Genomic DNA, 19,334 nt, shown 5'->3' with positions numbered 1-19,334 from the left:
GTCGGGGTCCGGCTTCAGCGGTGCTGTCGCACCCAGTCGAAGGAGCTCATCGAGTCGGTCGTCGGTGTGTACTCGAGCCCGACCCAGCCGCGGTACCCGCCCGCCTCGAGCGCGTCGAGATGGCGCTGAAGCGGTAGGAGGCCCGTTCCGGGCTCGTGGCGGCCGGGGCTGTCGGCGATCTGCACGTGCGCGATCCTCTGCGCGTCGTTGTGCACGATCGTGTCCAGGTCGTCGCCGTTGACCGCCAGGTGATAGAGATCGGCGAGGAAGCCGAGGTTCCGCACCCCCGTGCGGTCGGCGACGCGATCGATGGTGCCGAGCGCGTCGGCGGCGGTCAGGAGCGGGTAGCGCGGCGCGCCGCTCACCGACTCGATCAGCACGGTGCCGCCGGCCGCAGCGACGGCGGTTCCCGCCGCCGACAGGTTCTCGATCGCGAGCTCGTCCTGCTGCTGGGCGGAGAAGCCGTCGACGCGATTGCCGTACAGCGCGTTGAAGGCGCGGCAGTCGAGATGGGCTGCGATGCCGATCGCTACGTCCACGCTGTCGAGGAACTCGGAGTCGCGACCGGGCCACGACACCAATCCGCGATCACCGCCGCCCATGTCGCCCGCGAAGAAGTTGAGGCCGACGAGGTGGGCGCCCGCGTCGGCGATCGACGTGACGAACGCGTCGACCTCGTCGTCGGGCGGCACGGCGACCGCGAACGGCCACCAGAACTCGACGCCGTCGAATCCCGCGCTCGTGGCCGCGGCAGCTCGCTCGAGGAGCGGGAACTCGGTGAAGAGCATCGAGCAGTTCACCGCGTAACGCAAAGAATGGGGCACAGTTTTTCCTCTATACGGAAACTTAATCTTGTATGTCAGAAAGATACTAATTGGATGATCCTGCGTCAAGACGCAAAAATTCGTCCATTTGATATCCGTAACCCGCGGAGATAGGCGGGTTGATGCTCATGCCAGGCGAAGGGCATCCGCAACGCAACGATAAAAAGGCGCGCTGGTATTTCGCGATACGGAAGGTAAAGTATCAATCACCATGAGAAACGATGAGAATACGTCAACAGCTCCGGCGGATCGCGGCCGTCCCGTTGTGCAGTCGGTCGAGCGCGCATTCGGACTCCTGGAGCTTCTCGCCGACCACGGTGGAGTGATGAGCATCTCGCAGATGGCTCATGAGTCCCGCCTGCCGTTGCCCACGATCCATCGGCTCGTCCGCACACTCGTCGAGATCGGTTATCTGCGCCAGGAGCCCTCCCGGCAGTATGTGCTCGGGCCCCGGCTCATCCGCCTGGGAGAGAGCTCGGCGAAGATGCTGACCGTCTTCGCGACCTCTCATCTCGAGCGCGTGGTGGAGCAGGTGGGCGAGTCCGCTAACCTCGCCATGCTCGACGGCGACCGGATCATCTACATCGCACAGGCGCACTCCAAGCAGTCCATGCGGATGTTCACCGAGGTGGGCCGCCGTGTACGCCCGCACTGCACCGCCGTGGGCAAAGCCATCATGGCGGGCATGCCCGCCGAGGAGGTCGCTCAGCTCCTGCGACGCACCGGCATGCCGCGCGAGACCGAGAACACCATCACCGATCCGGATGTGCTGCTCGGACAACTCGATCGCGTGCGCGAGCTCGGATACGCCGTCGACGACGGCGAGCAGGAGGTCGGCGTGCACTGCGTCGCCGTCGTCGTTCCGAACGCGCCCGCGCGCCTCGCGCTCTCGGTGTCGGGGCCGGCGACCCGCATGACGGTCAGCGCGGTCGCTCGCGCGGTTCCCGTGCTCATGGCGGCGGGGCAGGCCCTCTCCGCAGACCTGATGTGACCCCCGTGCTCAGCGCGGTTTCGACGAAAGGACATCGATGATGAAGGTTGGGTCGGGATCGCTTGCGTTCGCGCTCGTCGAGGGATGGGAGCGTATCCCTCCGGGCATGGATCATCCCAACGTCTCGGGCGTGTGCACCGACAGCTCGGGCAGGGTGTACGTCTACTCACGGAGCGAGCACCCGGTGATGGTCTACGACCGGAGCGGACTCTTCCTCGGCTCGTGGGGAGAAGAGCTCGCCGCGCCGCGCGACGGCGTCCCGTCGCGCTACCTGGCCCACGGCGCATCCATGACCCCCGACGACACGCTGATCCTCGTCGATCACGGCACCCATTCGGTGCGCCGCTACGCACTCGACGGCACCGAGCTCCAGACGATCGGGCCTGTGGACGCACCGAGCGACACCGGCTACTCCCCCGAGCATCCGCGCCCGCTCCGCGCAGCAGGGCCGTACAACCGGCCGACCCATGCATCCGTCTCACCGGACGGAGAGGTCTACGTCTCCGACGGATACGGGAACGCACGGGTCCACCGGTTCGGTGAGGGCGGCGCGCTGCTCGAGTCGTGGGGAGGCGTCGGGAGCGAGGCCGGCCAGTTCATCCTGCCGCACAGTCTCTGCGTGCTCCCCGACGGGCGGGTGCTCGTGGCGGACCGCCAGAACGAGCGCATCCAGATCTTCGACCGCGACGGACGGTACCTGACCGAGTGGACCGACGTGCAACGGCCCCAAGACCTCGCCGTCGATCGCGACGGCCTCGTCTACGTGGCCGAGCTCTCCTGGGATGCCGGCGACATCGCCCCCCGCCGCGGGGTCGTGGAGCATTACCTGCCGCCGCGTGTGAGCGTGCTCGACAGCGACGGGAATCTGCTTCTGCGCTGGTCGGGCGCCCCGGGCACTCCAGGCCACTTCAGCGCACCGCACGGCATCTGGGTGGACGACGAGGGCTCCGTCTACGTGGCGGAGATCACCGGCTCCTTCGCCGTCACGCGCGGGCTGGTGCCGCCCGGGACGACGAGCCTCCAGAAGTTCGAGCGGTTGTGAGTTCGCGAGTAGACGTGAATTGTGGGTGCGAGTGACCCCGCACCCACAATTCACGTCTACTCGCGGGAGGGAGTGAGGGGGCGGGTGAAGGTGAGGGCGGCGGCGCAGCCGAGCAGGGCGGCGAGGGTCGAGAGGCCGAGCGGCGCGAACTCCCGGTAGTCGGGCGGCATGTCGGAGGTCGCCCAGACGAAGAGGATGATCGCTGCGAGCGTGGCGCTCGGGGTGAGCCACCACAGGAGGTCGCGGAAGGGGCCGGGCGCGACTCTCCTGCCCCGCCGGGCGAGAGCCCGGATGACACTGGCCGCACCCAGCCCGAAGGCCAGCAGGCCCAGCGCCACGACGACGAGCACGGGCAGGATCGCGAGGAGCTGCGTCATCCGCATCGCGTCGGCGTCGGGCCCGGCGAAGGTGCCGGCCGGGAAGTCCAGGCTGACCCCGACGTCGTCCACGGTGAGCTCGAACGGCCATCCCCCGAACTCGTTCTCCGTCAACTCGAGAACGTGGGATCGTGCGCCATCGGCCGAGCCCGCGGCATCCGCTGCAGTCGCGGCATCCGCTGCGTCGAACGGCACGATGGAGGGCTTCCAGTCCCGTGCGCCTTGATCGGTCTGCGCGTCACGCGAGATCCAGCCGGATGCGGTCGCCAGCGCCGCGAGCTCGTCGTCCACGCGGAGCTCGACCCGGATCGGGTCGGGCACGGGCTCCTCGCCCCACTGCGAGTCGTACTCCCAGCCGTCGAGCAGCGCCGCCCAGCGCACCCGGTCGACGACGCCGCTCCTCGAGTCCACCGCGGCCGCGGCCGACTCGAGGGCGTAGTCGAGCTGCACCTCATGGCTGCCCGTGATGACCTCGGCTAGCGCTGTCGACATCAGCAGGGTGCCCTTCTCCTGCTGCGTCGTGAACGGCACCTCACGACCGTCGATCGTCACCGACTCCACCCGCAGGCCGAGATCCTGCCCGTCGAGCCTGTTCGGCCACTCCTGCGCGAACTGCGGAACCCGCGATCCCTCGTCGGAGAACGAGACCTCGAGCCGCTCGGTCACGTCGACCCGTGCACGGCCGTCGTCTGCGCGGCTCAGTTCCCCGACCACGTCGACGGACTGCACCTTCGTCCACAGGGTTCCGGGAACGTCGCCCGAGTACGACAGCGCGCGATCCGACTGCGGATACGGGCCCGGGAGCGCCGACACCGCGGTGATCGCACCCGCCACGAGAACCACCGACAGAGCGCGGATGAGAAGACGCGGCCCGGTCAGGAACTCCTGGGTGCGCCAGCGGCTCGACGCATCCGCCTCACCGAGCTCGCCCTCGATCCGTTCGACCACCCGCGCCCCGGCGCTTCGCGGAGGCTCCAGCAGCACGGCGTACGGCAGCGCCCGGTCGCCGATCGAGCCCCGGTCGAGCAGCCGGGTGCGCTCGGCGTGGACACCGATGCCGAGCAGGTACTGCCTCACGAGCGCACCCCGCCGCGTGAGCGGTCGTGAGGAGAGCGCGATCCACACGATGACGGCGGCGATCGCCGAGGAGACGACCACGAACGCGAACGGCCACCAGACCACGGCCAGCACGACCTGGTACGAGAGCTGGCGCACGATCCCCCACTGCACGATCGTCAGGGCGAGGGGCGCCGCGATGAACAGGTCGCGCACGAACCCGCGCGGAATGCGCCGCAATCCGTCTTTCAGCTGCCGTCGGCGCTCGGATGCCGCGAGGTAGCGCGAGAGCGCCCGCGGCCGGTCGCCGATCCGCCCCGTGCGCCGTGCGACCCTCGCCGCCTCGATCATCCGGGCCCGGCGCTCCGTGCCGCGCGCGCCCTTCCTCGCGGCCTCGAGTGCCTCGGCGAGCTCCATGGTCGCGGGAGTCCGGAGGATCTGTGCCGCCATCCGGGGCGTCACATCCTTCGGCGGATCGGACTGCGCCACGAACCACGGCCGCCCGCGGGCGTCGCCCCAGGCAACCGCGCGTGCCGCGAACGCCAGCAGGAGGGTGGCGAGGAGGAACGCGAGCGGGGCGAGCGGGCCGAACGTCTGCACCCAGTAGAGCGGTGTGGGAGCGGGCATCGCGAAGGTGCCGGGCTCGAAGCTCATCGTGAACCAGGCCTGCGCGTGCGGGGGAAGCCGCTGATCGTTGGTGAACCGGTAGCTCACCTCGTCGGCGGCACCGCCGGGTTCGGGGTCGAGCCACTCCCCCGTGCCCACGATGGTCCAGGCGAGGCTGCCGCGGGGCTGCCTGATCAGCTGCCCGTCGAGGTCGTCCGGCATCGTCACGGTCACATCGAGCCCCGCGAGCCCTTGCGGCCACGACGGCCCGAACACGTCCCACTGGAGCAGATCCACGGGCTGCCCGGTCGCGGTGTCGGTCGCCGGATACGCGAGGTGGCTGAGGTCGTAGCTCAGCACGAAGACGTGGTCGCCCTGCAGGCGCTGCGCGGCATCCATCGTCAGCGTCAGCGTGTCGGCGGTCTCGGATCGGCCCACGTCCACCGGCATCCCGTCGAGTGTGGCCTCGACATCCGAGGGGTCGAGGGCGTGGCCCTGGTACTGGCTGGCGAGCATCCGCTGGATGCCCCGCTCGTCGGTGCCCTCGGGGAAGTTCGCGCTGATCCGCTCTTCGACGCGGGCCGTCAGGGCGCCGTCCGGTGTGCGGGAGAGACGGTAGTCGACGGCGAACTCGCGCGCGATCCAGCGATCGGTGACGCCCGCCGCCGAGCCGGTGATGTCGTCGAGGCTGAGAGGCTTGTTGATCACCGGTCCGATCAGCAGCACCACACCGGCGAGCGCCACGAGCGACCAGAACCCCAGCAGCCCGAGACGCAGCCCGCGGCCACCGTGCGACCTCAGCCAGGCTTCCGCGCCGAGCAGCCACCGCGACAGCAGAACCCACAGGGCGGTGTGCTGGGGAGCCTCGTCGGGGATGCGCTCCGACTCGTCCGCCTCCGCCCGGTGGGAGGCCGCGTCATCGGGCGATTCCGCGCCTGCGGCGTCCGAACGATCCTGCGGGTCGTCGGGAGCGTCGGAGGTCACGGCTTCGAGTTTAATGACGGCACGCGATGGCTCGCGCTCCCCGCGCCTGCTGCGACGCTAGTTCTCTGCTCTCCCCAGCTTCCAGTACCCCATAAAAGCGATGCGCGAGCGGGCGATGCCGAGGTCGTGCACGAGGTGCCGACGCAGGCCGGTGATAGCACCGGCCTCACCGGCGAGCCAGGCGTAGAGCCCGTCGTCTCCTGGTCTCGGTGGCACCTCCCACAGCACGTCCGTGCCGGGGTTCAGCAGGGCGTCGTCGATGTCGCGGCCGCGTTTCGCCGTCTGCGCCACCATCCAGGCGTCGGCCCATTCCTGTACCGCCTCCGTCACGAGCTCGCCGTGTCCGGCAGAGTGCCGGGTATCGCGGAAGAGCCAGGTCAGTTCGATTCCGGGCGGCGCGGTGATCGGCAGTACATCTTCCGCCTGGGGCACTTCGATGAAGGCCGCGCCCTGTGCGTGATCGTCCAGGGACTCGATGATCGCGCAGATCGCGGGCGCCGCTGTCTCGTCGCCGGCGATCAGCAGCGTCGTGGCTCGGCCGGGGTTCCACTCGTATCCCCCGGACGGGACTCCGGAGCCGGCATCCGGAGCGACGACCAGAAGGGTCTGACCGGGTGCGGCATGCGTGATCCACCGAGACGCGGGTCCTGAGTCGCCGTGGGCGACGAAGTCGACGACGAGCCGCCGGGAGACGGGATCGGCATGCCGGATCGTGTAAGTGCGCATGGGGTTGCGTCGTCCGTCGGGCAGTCGCCGCCATTGTGCGTACCAGTCCTCCCCCGCCGGAAGCTCACTGGATTGCGCGCCGGGCAGAGGGAAGATCACCTTGATTCGCTGATCGGGCCCGCCCACGCCGACATCGGCGAGCTCGGGCGAGGTGAAAGTGACACGCGCGAAATGCGGAGTGAGCCGCTCTATGGCGGCGACTGTGGCCGGGAAGATCCGGGACGCGGATCTGGTCACGGTTTCTCCCCGGGGTGCGCGATGGTCATATGATGACGGCCGATCGGCAGCATAAGCGGTCTGCCCGACATCGGGTCGGGGATGACTCGGCTCTCGATGCCGAAGACGTCGCGCACGACATCCTCCGTGAGCACGGCCACGGGCTCGCCCTCCGCCCGAACGCCGCCGTCCACGAGCGCGACGAGATGATCGGCGTATCGGGCGGCGAGGTTGAGGTCGTGAAGCACCATGACGATCGTGGTGCCGCGAGTGTTGTTGAGGTCGGTGAGGAGGTCGAGCACCTCGATCTGGTGACTGACGTCGAGGAAGGTGGTCGGCTCGTCCAACAGCAGAAGGTCGGTCTGCTGGGCGAGCGCCATTGCGATCCACACGCGTTGTCGCTGTCCGCCGGAGAGCTCGTCGACGGCCCGATCGGCGAGCTCCGCGGTCTGGGTCGCGTCCAACGCCTCGGCGACGGCGATGTCGTCGGCTGCGGACCAGCGCGAGAAGATGCCCTGATGGGGTTGACGACCCCGGCCCACGAGGTCGACGACGGTGATCCCCTCGGGGGCGATCGGGGACTGCGGCAGCAGCCCGAGGGTGCGGGCGAGCTCTTTCGCCGGCATCCGGTGCACGAGCCCGCCGTCGAGAAGCACCTGCCCCTCGCGCGGCGCCAGCAGCCGCGACATCGATCGCAGCAGTGTCGACTTGCCGCAGGCGTTGGGCCCGACGATCGCCGTGATCCGGCCCGGCGGCATGGCCAGCTCCAGCCCCTCGATCACGGTGCGATCGCCGTAGCCGAGCGTCAGGCGCTCGGCGATCAGCATATGGGATGCCGTCATAGCGAACCTCCTGCACGATTGGTGCGCACGATGAGATAGATCAGATACGGTGCGCCGAGAACCCCGGTGACGACGCCGACGGGGAAGCGGGTGCCGAATGCGTACTGGCCGCAGAAGTCTGCGACGAGCACGAGCGCGGCGCCGATGAGCGCGGCCGGCAGCAACAGCGACCCTCGCGGCCCGACGATCCGGGCGGCGATGGGGCCGGAGAGGAACGCGACGAACGCGATGGGACCGGCCGCTGCGGTGGCGAAGGCGATCAGGCCGACCGCGGCGACGATGACGATGAGCCGAGTCCGCTCGACCCGCACGCCGAGAGCGGCGGCAGTGTCGTCTCCGAGCTGCATGGACCCCAGATATCGTGATCGGCTCAGCAGGAGCGGCCCGAGGATCACGAGCGCAACCGCTGCGGGAAGCACCTGAGCCCAGGTGGTTCCGTTGAGGCTGCCGGTGAGCCAGCGGAGGGCTTCCTGCAGATCCCACTGTCCCGCGCGGGACAGCACGTAATTGATGACGCTGTCGAGCATCGCTGCGATGCCGATCCCGATGAGGATCAGTCTGGTGCCGGCTGCACCGCCCTTGTAGGCGAGGAGGTACACGAGGAGCGCGACCCCGAGGCCGGCGACGATCGCGAAGAGCGAGACGGCGGGGCCGCTCAGTCCGAGCATGATGATGGCGAAGGCCGCGGCGGCACTCGAGCCCGCACTGATGCCGATGATGTCGGGGCTGGCAAGAGGATTGCGCAGCATCGTCTGGAAGGCGACACCGGCCAGGCCGAAGCTCGAGCCCCCCACGATCGCGAGGACCGCCCGGGGCAGGCGGAGCCGCCCGACGGTGAAGGCGGCGCCGGGAACCTCCTCGCCGGCGATGACACGGATCACATCCACCGGCGGATAGAACGTCTGGCCGACCATCAGCGTCACCGCGAATCCGACCACGATGAGCGCAAGAAGAATGCCGATCACGAGCCGGCGGCGGGCCGCACGCTGCGCCCGGCTGCGGGCGACGCGCTGCGCCGTGGGCGATGTCGGTGCGACCGTCATAGGGCGCGCACCTTCTGGCGACGGACGATGGCGATGAAGAACGGCGCGCCGATCAGCGCCGTGATGATGCCCACATCCAGCTCACCGGGGCGGGCCACGATCCGCCCGATCACATCGGCGACGACGAGCAGACCGGCACCGGCGAGCGCCGAGAAGGGGAGGAGCCAGCGCTGGTCGACACCGACGAGCAAGCGACACAGATGCGGCACGACGAGACCGACGAAACCGATCGGACCGGCGACCGCAGTGGCCGCCCCGCACAGCACGACCGCGCCGAACGCCGCGACTCCGCGCACGATCGCGACGCGTTCTCCCAGGCTCGCCGCGAGCTCGTCGCCGAGAGCGAGCGAGTTGAGGCTGCGGGCGGAGAACAGGCAGATGGCGCATCCGACGACGAAGAACGGGAGCATCTGCCCGATGGTGCCGAAGGAGGCGCCACCGACTCCACCGACCTGCCACGATCGGATCGTCGCCGAGATGTCGGCGCGCGGCAACGCCACAGCCGTGATGAACGACGCCAACGCGGCCGAGGTCGCGGCCCCGGCCAGAGCGAGTTTGAGCGGGGTGGCGCCGCCGCGGCCGAGAGAGCCGATCGTGTACACGAACACCGCCGCGACCGCGGCACCGACGATCGCGGTCCAGATGTAGCCCGTGGCCGTCGCGAGCCCGAACCACGCGATCCCGACGACCACGGCGAGGGAGGCGCCCATGTTCACCCCGAGGATGCTCGGATCGGCGAGCGGATTGCGGGTGACGCCCTGCATGACCCCACCGGCCAGTCCGAGCGCTGCACCCACGGCGACGGCGAGCACCGTGCGTGGGACCCGTTTCGCCACGGCCGCCTGGCCGATGTTGTCCGTCGATCCGCCGAGCGCGGCCACGATGTCGTCCAGCGAGACGTCCCGTGAGCCGATCACCAGCGATATCAGCACGAGGATGACGAGAACCCCCACGACCACGAGCAGCCAGAGCATACGCACTCGGTTCGGGCGTCGCACGATGGCGACGCCCGAACCGACCGCCGAGACGGTCTGTGTCACTGGATCTTGTCGGCCGCCGCGGCGAGCAGCGCGACGTAATCCTTCAGCACCCATGAGATCGCCAGCGGGGTCGGGTTCGCCGCCGTTCCCAGCGGACCCGACCCGTCGAGCGCGACGATCGCTCCGTTCTTGACCGCGGGCATCTGCGACAGCAGCGGGTCGCCCTCCAGGAGGGCGATGAGCTCCTCGTCGCCGTAGGTGACGATGATGTCGACATCGTCGAAGACATCCACCTGCTCAGCGCTCACACTGCCCGAGAACTCGTCGTTGGCTGCGGACGCGTCGGCGACGCTCTTCGGCGTGGACAGGCCGAGATCCTCGAAGAAGGCCGATCGGGTGTCGTGCGAGGTGTAGAAGCTGACCTCGCTCAGATCCGACGGATCGACATGGGTCAGGAACATGGTCGCCTTCCCGTCGAGCTGCGGGTACTCGCCGATCGCGTCGTCGATCTCCTGCTCGATGGAGGCGATGAGCTGCTCGCCTTCTGCTTCCATTCCCATCCCCCTGCTGTTGAACGTGATGACATCCCGCCACGATGTCGCCCACGCGCCCTCCGGGTACGCCACGACCGGCGCGATCTCGCTCAGCGTGTCGTAGTCCTCTTGTGTGAGACCCGAATAGGCCGCGAGGATCACGTCGGGATCGGTGTCGGCGACCGCCTCGAAGTCGATGCCGTCGGTCTCATCGAACAGCACCGGCGTCTCTGCGCCCAACTCGTCCAGCTTCTCCTTCACCCACGGCAGCAGGCCGTCGCCGTCGTCATCGCCGAAGTTCGCGGCCGCCATGCCGACCGGGACGACGCCGAGCGCGAGCGGAACCTCGTGGTTCGCCCAGTTCACTGTGGCCACCCGCTCGGGCTTCTCCGTCAAGGTCGTCGTACCGAGCGCGTGCTCGATGGTGATCGGATAGTCCTCCCCCGACGCGCCCGAGTCGGTCTCGGACGGGCTGCTGCCACTGCTGCTGCACGCAGCCAGTGCCACGGCCATCGCGGCTGCGACGCCGACCGCGAAGAAACGGGATACACGCATAGAAGGAACTCCACTCTTGGTTCGACAGACGACCTGCTGCATCGATCCGACGATCAGCAACGACCTGGCTTGCTTAGGCAAGGCTTACCTATCTAAGGTAAACAACCGACGACAGAGACGCAATTGTGCTTTTCTGACGAGGATGTAGCGATTCAGACACGGTGGGCGCTAGCGAGAGGGGCGGAAGGTGCTGGGCGTGAAACCGGTCGTTCGCCGAAAAGCCGCAGCGAAGGCGCTGGTGGAGTGGTACCCCAGCTCGGCCGCGACGTCCTCGAGATCATCACCGCGAGCCAGCAGGGGGATCGCGCGCTGGGCTCGGACCGTCGCCACCCACTGAACGAAACCGACACCCGTCTCGGCACGGAAGGCCCGCGTGATGGTGCGCGTGCTCACGTCCAACTGCTGCGCCCACTGCGACAGAGCCCGCGCCTCGCCGGGGCGCTGCTGCACGGCCTCGACGATCGGGGCCAGCAGCGGCGAGTCCGGGATGTGCACGAACAGCTCGCGAGGCGAGGGCTCGAGCACGTCGAGGATCAGCGCCTCCGTCAGCTCACGGGAACGCGGCAGCAGTCCGGGGGCGACGAGTCTCTGCAGAAGCAGTTTGAGAAGGGGTGTGACCTCGACCCCCACGGGCCTCTCGGAGATGGACTCGACGGTGACGCTGAAATGCGCGGTCCGGTACCACGTGCCGGCCGTCGCCGACGCCGAATGGATCACGCCGGCCGGCATCCACAGGCCCAGCACCGGGGTGATGGTCCAGGATCGCGACGCAGTCGTCGCCCGCGAGATGCCCCGCTCGTTCCAGAGCAGTTCGTGGGTCGGATGCGAGTGCTCCGACCAGTGCGTGTCGTGTTCGACCCGCTCGTCGAAGCCGTCGATGGTGTACGGCACGTCGATCGCCCCCGCCGCGTATACCGGCAGCGATCGGCGATCCGTCGTCATGCCCGAGCCCGCGGACACGGCCGGCAGCTCACTTCGCCCATGACTCGATTCTCGCAGCCGCGAGGGCGCAGAGAGCGAGGCCGCCCGTGGGCCGCCTCGCTCTTCGCCGGTTCTTATCAACGTGTGACAGCGACCGGGCCGCCCGATGGGCACCGCGTCGATGACGCGGCGTCTCGAGAAGCCCTCCATGGTGGAGATGGGGGGAATCGAACCCCCGTCCACTGCTGTGGTCATGCGCCTTCTACGGGCGTAGCCAGTGAAAGCGTTCTACTCGGCTCCGGAATGTGTCACTGGCACCTAATCCGACGAGCCCAGTCTCGGTGTGAGTCCCTCTACGCCCCGAGGCGCAACGTAGAAGCAATCCCTCATAATGACGTCAGGATCCGGGTAGAGGGCGTCCCCGGTCTGACGGACTCTATAAGTGCTTTACTTAGGCCGCGAGGGCGTAAGCAGAAGCAGAGTCAGTGCGCTTTGAATTGGCACTTATATGTTGCAGAGATCGTTTACGAGATAACCCTGCATCCTCGGCCCGCTTCTCACACTCACGCAGGCAATGTCGAAACCGATCATCCCCCTGCGAGGCGAACGAATGGATGCCGCAAGGGCACCCGCACGTCGGGCCGCTGTCACACGCTGTTGAGTTGCTGCTGAACCGCTCCCGTCTTTCGACGAGTTGCCGTCTTTCGACGAGCACACCAGCTTACAACATTTCGAGCCTCTAGAGTGTTCCTCATGCTCCCCTCGCACGACACCTGGAACCCTGCCGCCCTGCCCGACCAGACCGGCAAGCGGTTCGTCGTGACGGGAGGGAACGCGGGGCTGGGCTACTTCGCAGCCGAGCAGTTGGCGGCGGCCGGGGCATCCGTGGTTCTCGCCTCTCGCAGCCCGCAGAAGGCGCAGCTCGCCCTCGAGGCGATCCGCGCCGCCGTTCCCGGCGCTCGCGTCTCGTTCGTGCGCCTCGACCTCGCCGACCTCTCGACGGTGCCTCCCGCGGCCGAAGAGCTGCGCGCCGAGGCGATCGACGGCCTCGTCGCCAACGCCGGCATTCTGGGCGCCCGCACACGGGGCGAGACGGCGGACGGCTTCGAGCTCATGTTCGGCACCAACCATCTCGGCCACGCGGCGCTCATCGCCGAGCTGCTGCCGACCCTCGCGGCCACTCCGGACTCGCGCATCGTGCACCTCGGCAGCATCGCCCACCGCTTCGAGCGCCTCGACTTCGCCGACCTGCAGAGCGAGAAGTACCGTAGCTTCCGCAGCTACTGCCGCTCGAAGCTCGCGGTCATGCTCTTCGCCTTCGAGCTCGACCGGCGCCTGCGAGAGGCGGGCTCCGGCATCCGCAGCCTCGTGGCGCATCCCGGGTACTCGGTCGACGAGCTCTCCCCCGCCCGCGCCGGTGTCGTCCCGGAGCGGCCCAACCCCGTCATCCGAACCGCGCTCGGCGGCTTCGCCCAGGGCAAGGATGCCGGCGCCTGGCCGGTCGCGCGCGCGATGACCGACCCCGCCGCAGCCGGCGGCGACTACTGGGGTCCGGGCGGCTGGGAGCAGTTGCGCGGCGCGCCGGCCCTCGTCACGACGAAGCCCCACGCGCGCGACCCGGAGACGGCGGCCCGACTGTGGAGGGCGACGGAAAGGCTGCTCGACCGGGCAATCGACATCCCCCGATCGACGGCGGCCTGAGACACCCATGCTGTGAAAAGTCTGTGGATGGAACTCCACAGCAAATGGTGAGGCGTCACCCTGTAGTTTTTCTTGAGACAACAGCCGAGAGATGAGGCCCACGATGACCCCACCCCGACAGAGCGACGAGCCTGCGGTTCCGCCCCAGGTCAAGCAGTCGACCGTCAAGCAGCAGCGCGCAGAGCAGCGGGCCGCCAAGGTCGAGGCCTTCAAGAAGAAGGAAGCGCAGCGTCGTCGCAACCGTCGGATCGCCTGGATCACGGGAAGCGTCGCGGTCGTCGCCGTGGCCGCCTTCGTCGTGACATCGATCATCGTCACCGCGCCCAAGCCGTCGGCGAGCTACGAGGCCGGCAGCGACGGTCTCACGATCGAGGGCGTCGAGACCTTCGAGAACACCGCCGGTCACGTCGAGGGCACGGTCGACTACGCGCAGATCCCGCCCGCCGGTGGAGAGCACAACGCCGCGTGGCTCAACTGCGGCATCTACGACCAGCCGGTGCCCAACGAGAACGCCGTGCACGCCCTCGAGCACGGCGCCGTCTGGGTGACCTACGATCCGAGCCTCGACGCGGAGACCGTCGACGCGATCCGGGCCAAGATGCCGTCGACCTACGAGGTGCTCTCGCCGTTCGACGGCCTGCCCTCGCCGATCGTGCTGAGCGCGTGGAACGCGCAGCTGCAGCTCGACAGCGTCGACGACCCGCGCTTCGCGCAGTTCTTCGAGGAGTACTGGAAGAGCGAGAAGGCGCCCGAGCCCGGCGCGCCCTGCACGGGAGCCTTCGAAGCACCCGGCCGCGTCGACTGAGCCCTCATCCATGACTGACCCCGACGAGGTGAGCGAGACGACCCTCGCCCCACGGCGTCGGCTGCTGCCGGTGATCGTCGTGGGCGCCGTCGCGATCGTGGTCGTCGCCGTGCTCGCCTTCGCGGTCGGACGGCTGAGCACCCTCGACGAGCCGACGCCCACGACCACGAGCGCCGAGGCCGGCTTCGCTCGCGACATGCAGACCCACCACAACCAGGGGGTCGAGCTCGCGCTGCTCGTGCGCGACCGCACCGACGACGAGGCCACCCGCCTGCTCGCCTACGACATCGCGACGACCCAGGCCCAGCAGTCCGGCCAGCTCTACGGCTGGCTCACGCAGTGGGGCCTCCCTCAGGCGCCCGGCGAGCCGTCGATGACCTGGATGACCCGGCCGCCCCTCGACGGCGGCGAGACCCACGAGCACAGCGGCGACTCCGCCCACGAGCCCGGCGCGCCCATGCCCGGCCTGGCATCGAGCGAGGACATCGCCCGACTCACGGCCGCCACGGGCGTCGAGGCTCAGAGGATCTTCCTGCAGCTGATGATCGCGCACCACGAGGGCGCCATCGAGATGGCCGAGGCCGCCGTCGACCGCAGCACCAACACCTCGGTCGTGACCTTCGCCAAGGGCGTCATCACGAGCCAGAGCTCCGAGATCGAGCTCATGCAGTCGATGCTCGACGAGCTGCCCGCCGCCTGACCCCCCTCTCCCGCGTCCCTCCCCTTTCTCCTCCCCCCTCCTTTCCCTTCCCCGTTCTCCGATTTGCACCATTTGGCCGATCTCGGTCGCCCCTCAGGGTCTTTTGGCGTGCGTCGATGGACGATGTGGCGCAAGTCGTCCGGCAGGTTGGCCGCGTCGCCGAAACCGCGGATGCCGCGGCGCCGCGGATGCCGAGCAGTGAGTGCTGGGACGTCCCGGCATCCACGCCTCATCCATCCGGGATCATGTGAGGATTCCTCGCCCGTCCAGTTACGCCATCGAACCCTTATAAGCCGGCCATAGCAGCCAAATGGCGCAAGTGAAGAGAGCATTCGGCGCCACTCGGGATCCCGGGGCGGCGGGTGATGGGGCGCTACTCGCCCAGGTGGCGGCGGCTCGACATCGCGCGGTCGGCCTCGCGCCGGTCCTGGCGCTCGCGCAGCGTCTGGCGCTTGTCGTATTCGCGCTTGCCCTTGGCGATCGCGAGCTCGACCTTCGCGTTGCCGTCGCTGAAGTAGAGCGACAGCGGGATGAGCGTGTATCCGCCTTCTTTGATCTTGTTGTGGATCTTGAGGATCTGCGCCTTGTGCAGGAGCATCTTGCGCTTGCGGCGCGGGGCGTGGTTGTTCCAGGTGCCCTGGCTGTACTCGGGGATGTGCACAGCATCCAGCCAGGCTTCGCCGTTCTCGACGAAACCGTAGCCGTCGACGAGCGAGGCCCGGCCGGCACGGAGGGCCTTCACCTCGGTGCCGTACAGCACGAGACCCGCCTCGAAGGTGTCCTCGATGAGGTAGTCGTGGCGCGCCTTGCGATTGGTGGCCACAACCTTTTGACCACGTTCCCTGGGCACGATTCACTCCTCGATCAACGGATGCCTGCCCGGGCGGTTGCCCAGGCAGCCCACTAGTCTATCGTGCCGCCGCGTCATCCGGAGTTCGATCTCCGACAGCCGAAGCCGCCGACTAGACCTTCAGGTAGCGCGTGATCGCGAAGTTCGCCGAGAGCGCCGCGAGCACCACACCCACGACCAGCAGGATCGGAACGACCACGAGGGCGTCGTCGATGCCCACGAACGAGGTGAACTGCAGGTTCTTGGCGAGGTAGTTCTGCACGAAGAAGTGCACGATGGCCACCACCGCGCCGCCGGCCAGGATCGAGCCGATGAGCGCCGCGAAGACGCCCTCGAGGATGAACGGGGTCTGGATGAACCGGTTCGAGGCTCCCACCAGGCGCATGATCCCGAGCTCCCGCCTGCGCGAGAACGCCGAGAGCCGGATCGTCGTGGCGATGAGCAGCACGGCCGCCACGAGCATCAGCGCCGCGATGCCGATCGCCGTGTAGCTGGCGGCGTTGAGCACCGAGAAGATCTGGTCGAGGTAGCTGCGCTGGTCGGTCACGCCCTCGACCCCGGCTATGCCCGTGAGGCTCTCGATTAGCACATCGGACTGCGAGGGGTCGACGAGGTTCACCCAGTAGGTCTGATTGAGGTAATCCGGGGTCACCGACTCGGCGACCGGGTTGCCCTTGAACTGGTCCTGGAAGTTCGCGAACGCGGCGTCGCGGTCTTCGAAGAAGTACTCGTCGATGAACGGCGAGAGAGTGGATGAATCGAGCTCCGCCTTCACGCCGTCGATCTGCTCCTGGGTCGCCTCGCCGCCCGGGCAGGCGTCGGGCGAGGAGAAGTCGGTGCACATGTAGATGGCGACCTGCGCGCGGTCGTACCAGTAGCTCTTCATCTGGCCGATCTGCATCTGCAGCAGCACGGCGGCACCCACGAAGGTGAGGGAGATGAAGGTCACGAGGATGACGGAGACGACCATCGAGGCGTTGCGCCGGAGGCCGCTCGCAACCTCCGACCAGATCAGGGCGAATCTCATCGGGTCGGTCCCACGTTCTGCTCGCCGGTCTGGTCATGGTTCTCGCCGGGGGCGCGCAGGCCGAGCTTCTCGGCGAGCGACAGCTGCTCGGGGACGTCTTCGTCGTCCACGACCGGGATGCTCTGCGTCGACGGCGGCGCTGCGGGAGGGGGCGGGGCGGCCAGCGGGGCCGCGGGCGGCGGCAGGATGGGGCGCTGCACCGGCATCGTGGGAGCCGGCGGAGGCGTCGGCTGCGGAGGAGGCGCGGGAACGAAGCGCTGCTGTTCGACGGGCGCGGTGTCGGGGCGCTCCGGGCGCTGGGCGGGGCGCTCGACGGTCGGCAGCGGGGCCGGCGCGGGGCGCTGCGGGGCGGGGGGCACGGACGGAGCGGCTGCGGCCTCCTGAGCCGCGAGCGACTCCTCTGCGGCCGCGAGACGGGTCTGACGCGCCTCCGCCTCGACGACGGCGGCACGTTGCTTCACCATGACCGTCTCGAAGTCGGGGTCTTCGACGATGTCGACGGGCCCGCTGCCCCGGGCGGGCGCCTGGGTCGGGATCGCCGCGGTAAAGCCGTAGCCGCCGTGGCGCTCGTCGCGGACGATCTGGCCTCCGACGAGCTCGACCACGCGACGCTGCATCTGGTCGACGATGCCGGCCTCGTGGGTGGCCATGAGCACCGTGGTGCCGGCCGCGTTGATGCGCTCGAGGAGCGCCATGATGCCCGCGCTCGTGGCCGGGTCGAGGTTGCCCGTGGGCTCGTCGGCCAGCAGCAAGGCGGGCTTGTTGACGACAGCGCGGGCGATGGCGACGCGCTGCTGCTCGCCACCGGAGAGCTCGTTGGGCATACGCGACGCCTTGCCGGCGAGTCCCACCATCTTGAGCACGTCGGGCACGGCCTCCTGGATGAAGCCCTTCGACTTGCCGATCACCTGCAGGGTGAAGGCGACGTTGTCGTAGACGCTCTTGTTGGTGAGCAGCCGGAAGTCCTGGAAGACGACGCCGAGGTTGCGCCGGAAGTAGGGGACCTTGCGGCTCGAGATCGAGCCGAGGTCCTGCCCGAGCACGTGAATGCTCCCGCGCGTCGGCTTCTCCTCCTTCAGCACGAGCCGCAGGCAGCTCGATTTGCCGGAACCGGAGGCTCCGACCAGAAAGACGAACTCACCGCGCAGGATTTCGAGCGTGACGTCGTTGAGGGCGGGCCGATTGGTGCCCGGATACTGCTTGGTGATGTGATCAAAGCGGATCATGACGAGTAGAGCTTAAGCAGCCTTCCGTGATTTCGCCGCAGCGACATACCGCAGCGTGTCAAGCGTTCAGCTTCGCGGCATCCGTCGCCCGCTCGGGAGCGCGGGATGCGCCGGCTAGTCCTTGTGGCTCTTGCGCCAGCGGATGCCGGCGGCGATGAAGCCGTCGAGATCGCCGTCGAAGACGTTGCTCGGGTTGTTGACCTCGTAGTCGGTGCGCAGGTCTTTGACCATCTGGTACGGCGCGAGCACGTAGCTGCGCATCTGGTCGCCCCAGCTCGCCGTGATGGTGCCCGCGAGCTCTTTCTTGGTGGCCGCCTCCTGCTCGCGCTGCAAGATGAGCAGGCGGGACTGGAGCACGCGCATCGCGGCGGCGCGGTTCTGGATCTGGCTCTTCTCATTCTGCATCGAGACGACCGTCCCGGTCGGGAGGTGGGTGAGGCGCACCGCCGAGTCGGTCGTGTTGACCGACTGGCCGCCGGGGCCCGACGAGCGGAAGACGTCGACCCGGATGTCGTTGTCCGGGATCTCGATGGTCGCCGCCTCCTCCATCAGAGGGATGACCTCGACCGCTGCGAAGCTGGTCTGGCGTTTGCCCGCGGCGCCGAAGGGCGACATCCGCACGAGGCGGTGTGTGCCGGCCTCGACGCTGAGCGTGCCGAAGGCGTAGGGGGCGTCGATCTCGAAGGTGGCCGATTTGATGCCGGCCTCCTCCGCGTAGCTCGTGTCCATGACGGTGACGGGGTACTTGTGCTTCTCGGCCCAGCGCAGGTACATGCGGAAGAGCATGTCGGCGAAGTCCGCGGCATCCACTCCGCCCGCGCCGGCACGGATCGTGATGACGGCGGGCCGGTTGTCGTACTCGCCGTCGAGCAGGGTCTGCACCTCGAGCTCGCCGAGCACCTTCTGCAAGCCCTGCAGCTCGACGAGGGCCTCGTCGGCGGACTGCTGGTCGTCGCCCTCGATCGCGAGCTCGATGAGCACCTCGAGGTCGTCGAGACGGGACTCGATGCTCGTGATGCGCGCGAGCTCCGACTGGCGGTGGCTGAGCGCGCTCGTGACCTTCTGCGCCTTCTCGGTGTCGTCCCACAGGTCGGGTGCAGTCGCCTGCTCGTTGAGCGAGGCGATCTCGGCCCGGAGCCGGTCGACATCGATGACGGAGCGAATGTCGTTGAAGGTCGAGCGGAGGGCAGCGATCTGTTCAGAGAAATCCAGGTCCATCATCGTCCCCATAGCCTACCCGGCCGCGCCTATGGCGGCGACGGGGTCGGCCGGGTCGTGCACGTCGTGCAGGCGAGGCGACGGCGTGCGCATCGTACGCGGGGAGGCGGG

Annotated in this window: 17 protein-coding genes and 1 other RNA gene; 5 read left to right on the top strand and 13 right to left on the bottom strand. The window is 68.5% G+C overall.

From position 1 onward, the window contains the following. Window positions 1-14 precede the first annotated feature (14 nt). Window positions 15-812, bottom strand: coding sequence for a hydroxypyruvate isomerase family protein (locus CLV54_RS10880; protein ID WP_211294527.1), 798 nt, complete (start codon window positions 810-812; stop codon window positions 15-17). A gap of 223 nt (window positions 813-1,035) precedes the next feature. Between CLV54_RS10880 and CLV54_RS10875 the strand changes: the two genes are divergently transcribed. Both CLV54_RS10875 and CLV54_RS10870 read left to right on the top strand, forming a co-directional pair. After that, entirely contained in the window at window positions 1,036-1,815 is a 780-nt protein-coding gene (locus tag CLV54_RS10875) for an IclR family transcriptional regulator (RefSeq protein WP_100344960.1), read from the top strand. A 106-nt stretch (window positions 1,816-1,921) separates the two neighbouring features. Next, the gene (locus tag CLV54_RS10870; protein ID WP_157802924.1) at window positions 1,922-2,857 is read left to right on the top strand and encodes a peptidyl-alpha-hydroxyglycine alpha-amidating lyase family protein; all 936 of its coding nucleotides are present in this window, start codon (window positions 1,922-1,924) and stop codon (window positions 2,855-2,857) included. A gap of 56 nt (window positions 2,858-2,913) precedes the next feature. On the opposite strand, the gene CLV54_RS17695 is transcribed toward CLV54_RS10870, so the two are convergent. The 8 genes from CLV54_RS17695 to ssrA all read right to left on the bottom strand — a co-directional run bounded on the left by CLV54_RS17695 (window position 2,914) and on the right by ssrA (window position 12,291). Beyond that, window positions 2,914-5,880: a DUF2207 domain-containing protein gene (locus CLV54_RS17695; RefSeq protein ID WP_100344958.1), complete on the bottom strand. Its 2,967-nt coding sequence runs from the start codon at window positions 5,878-5,880 to the stop codon at window positions 2,914-2,916. A 57-nt stretch (window positions 5,881-5,937) separates the two neighbouring features. After that, window positions 5,938-6,843, bottom strand: coding sequence for a siderophore-interacting protein (locus CLV54_RS10860; protein WP_100344957.1), 906 nt, complete (start codon window positions 6,841-6,843; stop codon window positions 5,938-5,940). Continuing rightward, on the bottom strand, window positions 6,840-7,664 hold the full coding sequence (locus CLV54_RS10855; protein ID WP_100344956.1) for an ABC transporter ATP-binding protein: 825 nt from the start codon (window positions 7,662-7,664) through the stop codon (window positions 6,840-6,842). The genes CLV54_RS10860 and CLV54_RS10855 overlap by 4 nt, the downstream gene beginning before the upstream one ends. Next, a complete protein-coding gene (locus tag CLV54_RS10850) occupies window positions 7,661-8,707 on the bottom strand; it encodes a FecCD family ABC transporter permease (RefSeq protein WP_100344955.1) in 1,047 nt (348 codons plus the stop codon). Before CLV54_RS10850 ends, CLV54_RS10855 begins: the two co-directional genes overlap by 4 nt. Further along, window positions 8,704-9,747, bottom strand: coding sequence for a FecCD family ABC transporter permease (locus CLV54_RS10845; protein ID WP_342745274.1), 1,044 nt, complete (start codon window positions 9,745-9,747; stop codon window positions 8,704-8,706). The genes CLV54_RS10850 and CLV54_RS10845 overlap by 4 nt, the downstream gene beginning before the upstream one ends. After that, window positions 9,744-10,775: an iron-siderophore ABC transporter substrate-binding protein gene (locus CLV54_RS10840; protein WP_100344954.1), complete on the bottom strand. Its 1,032-nt coding sequence runs from the start codon at window positions 10,773-10,775 to the stop codon at window positions 9,744-9,746. Before CLV54_RS10840 ends, CLV54_RS10845 begins: the two co-directional genes overlap by 4 nt. Window positions 10,776-10,943: 168 nt before the next feature. Beyond that, the gene (locus tag CLV54_RS10835) at window positions 10,944-11,717 is read right to left on the bottom strand and encodes a helix-turn-helix transcriptional regulator (protein WP_100345061.1); all 774 of its coding nucleotides are present in this window, start codon (window positions 11,715-11,717) and stop codon (window positions 10,944-10,946) included. 188 nt (window positions 11,718-11,905) lie between these two features. Continuing rightward, window positions 11,906-12,291, bottom strand: a transfer-messenger RNA (tmRNA) gene (gene ssrA / locus CLV54_RS10830). Between the two features lie 158 nt (window positions 12,292-12,449). Between ssrA and CLV54_RS10825 the strand changes: the two genes are divergently transcribed. The 3 genes from CLV54_RS10825 (at window position 12,450) to CLV54_RS10815 (ending at window position 14,902) form a co-directional block, all read left to right on the top strand. Beyond that, window positions 12,450-13,397: an oxidoreductase gene (locus CLV54_RS10825; RefSeq protein WP_157802923.1), complete on the top strand. Its 948-nt coding sequence runs from the start codon at window positions 12,450-12,452 to the stop codon at window positions 13,395-13,397. A gap of 103 nt (window positions 13,398-13,500) precedes the next feature. Continuing rightward, window positions 13,501-14,202 carry a thioredoxin-like domain-containing protein gene (locus tag CLV54_RS10820; protein ID WP_245861592.1) on the top strand — a complete coding sequence of 234 codons (702 nt, stop codon included), beginning with the start codon at window positions 13,501-13,503 and terminating at the stop codon, window positions 14,200-14,202. A gap of 10 nt (window positions 14,203-14,212) precedes the next feature. Further along, window positions 14,213-14,902, top strand: a complete 690-nt coding sequence (locus tag CLV54_RS10815) for a DUF305 domain-containing protein (RefSeq protein WP_100344951.1) — start codon at window positions 14,213-14,215, stop codon at window positions 14,900-14,902. A 373-nt stretch (window positions 14,903-15,275) separates the two neighbouring features. On the opposite strand, the gene smpB is transcribed toward CLV54_RS10815, so the two are convergent. From smpB to prfB, 4 genes are all read right to left on the bottom strand, one after another. Then, window positions 15,276-15,752 carry an SsrA-binding protein SmpB gene (gene smpB / locus CLV54_RS10810; RefSeq protein ID WP_100344950.1) on the bottom strand — a complete coding sequence of 159 codons (477 nt, stop codon included), beginning with the start codon at window positions 15,750-15,752 and terminating at the stop codon, window positions 15,276-15,278. A 112-nt stretch (window positions 15,753-15,864) separates the two neighbouring features. Next, the gene (gene ftsX / locus CLV54_RS10805; RefSeq protein WP_100344949.1) at window positions 15,865-16,779 is read right to left on the bottom strand and encodes a permease-like cell division protein FtsX; all 915 of its coding nucleotides are present in this window, start codon (window positions 16,777-16,779) and stop codon (window positions 15,865-15,867) included. After that, entirely contained in the window at window positions 16,776-18,005 is a 1,230-nt protein-coding gene (gene ftsE / locus CLV54_RS10800) for a cell division ATP-binding protein FtsE (RefSeq protein ID WP_100344948.1), read from the bottom strand. The genes ftsX and ftsE overlap by 4 nt, the downstream gene beginning before the upstream one ends. Window positions 18,006-18,119: 114 nt before the next feature. After that, window positions 18,120-19,226 carry a peptide chain release factor 2 gene (gene prfB, locus CLV54_RS10795; protein ID WP_100345060.1) on the bottom strand — a complete coding sequence of 369 codons (1,107 nt, stop codon included), beginning with the start codon at window positions 19,224-19,226 and terminating at the stop codon, window positions 18,120-18,122. Window positions 19,227-19,334 lie beyond the last annotated feature (108 nt).

Source organism: Compostimonas suwonensis, from assembly GCF_002797855.1.
Lineage (GTDB): Bacteria > Actinomycetota > Actinomycetes > Actinomycetales > Microbacteriaceae > Compostimonas > Compostimonas suwonensis.
The sequence above is the reverse complement of the archived record's forward strand: the minus strand, read 5'-3'. Positions and strand labels throughout refer to the sequence as shown.

Excerpts from the sequence above, each read along its gene's own strand:
- CLV54_RS10875 (WP_100344960.1), top strand. The coding sequence starts at position 1,036 with ATGAGAAACGATGAGAATACGTCAACAGCTCCGGCGGATCGCGGCCGT.
- CLV54_RS10870 (WP_157802924.1), top strand. The coding sequence starts at position 1,922 with ATGGATCATCCCAACGTCTCGGGCGTGTGCACCGACAGCTCGGGCAGG.
- CLV54_RS10855 (WP_100344956.1), bottom strand. The coding sequence starts at position 7,664 with ATGACGGCATCCCATATGCTGATCGCCGAGCGCCTGACGCTCGGCTAC.
- CLV54_RS10850 (WP_100344955.1), bottom strand. The coding sequence starts at position 8,707 with ATGACGGTCGCACCGACATCGCCCACGGCGCAGCGCGTCGCCCGCAGC.
- CLV54_RS10840 (WP_100344954.1), bottom strand. The coding sequence starts at position 10,775 with ATGCGTGTATCCCGTTTCTTCGCGGTCGGCGTCGCAGCCGCGATGGCC.
- CLV54_RS10835 (WP_100345061.1), bottom strand. The coding sequence starts at position 11,717 with ATGACGACGGATCGCCGATCGCTGCCGGTATACGCGGCGGGGGCGATC.
- CLV54_RS10825 (WP_157802923.1), top strand. The coding sequence starts at position 12,450 with ATGCTCCCCTCGCACGACACCTGGAACCCTGCCGCCCTGCCCGACCAG.
- CLV54_RS10820 (WP_245861592.1), top strand. The coding sequence starts at position 13,501 with ATGACCCCACCCCGACAGAGCGACGAGCCTGCGGTTCCGCCCCAGGTC.
- CLV54_RS10815 (WP_100344951.1), top strand. The coding sequence starts at position 14,213 with ATGACTGACCCCGACGAGGTGAGCGAGACGACCCTCGCCCCACGGCGT.
- ftsX (WP_100344949.1), bottom strand. The coding sequence starts at position 16,779 with ATGAGATTCGCCCTGATCTGGTCGGAGGTTGCGAGCGGCCTCCGGCGC.
- ftsE (WP_100344948.1), bottom strand. The coding sequence starts at position 18,005 with ATGATCCGCTTTGATCACATCACCAAGCAGTATCCGGGCACCAATCGG.
- prfB (WP_100345060.1), bottom strand. The coding sequence starts at position 19,226 with ATGATGGACCTGGATTTCTCTGAACAGATCGCTGCCCTCCGCTCGACC.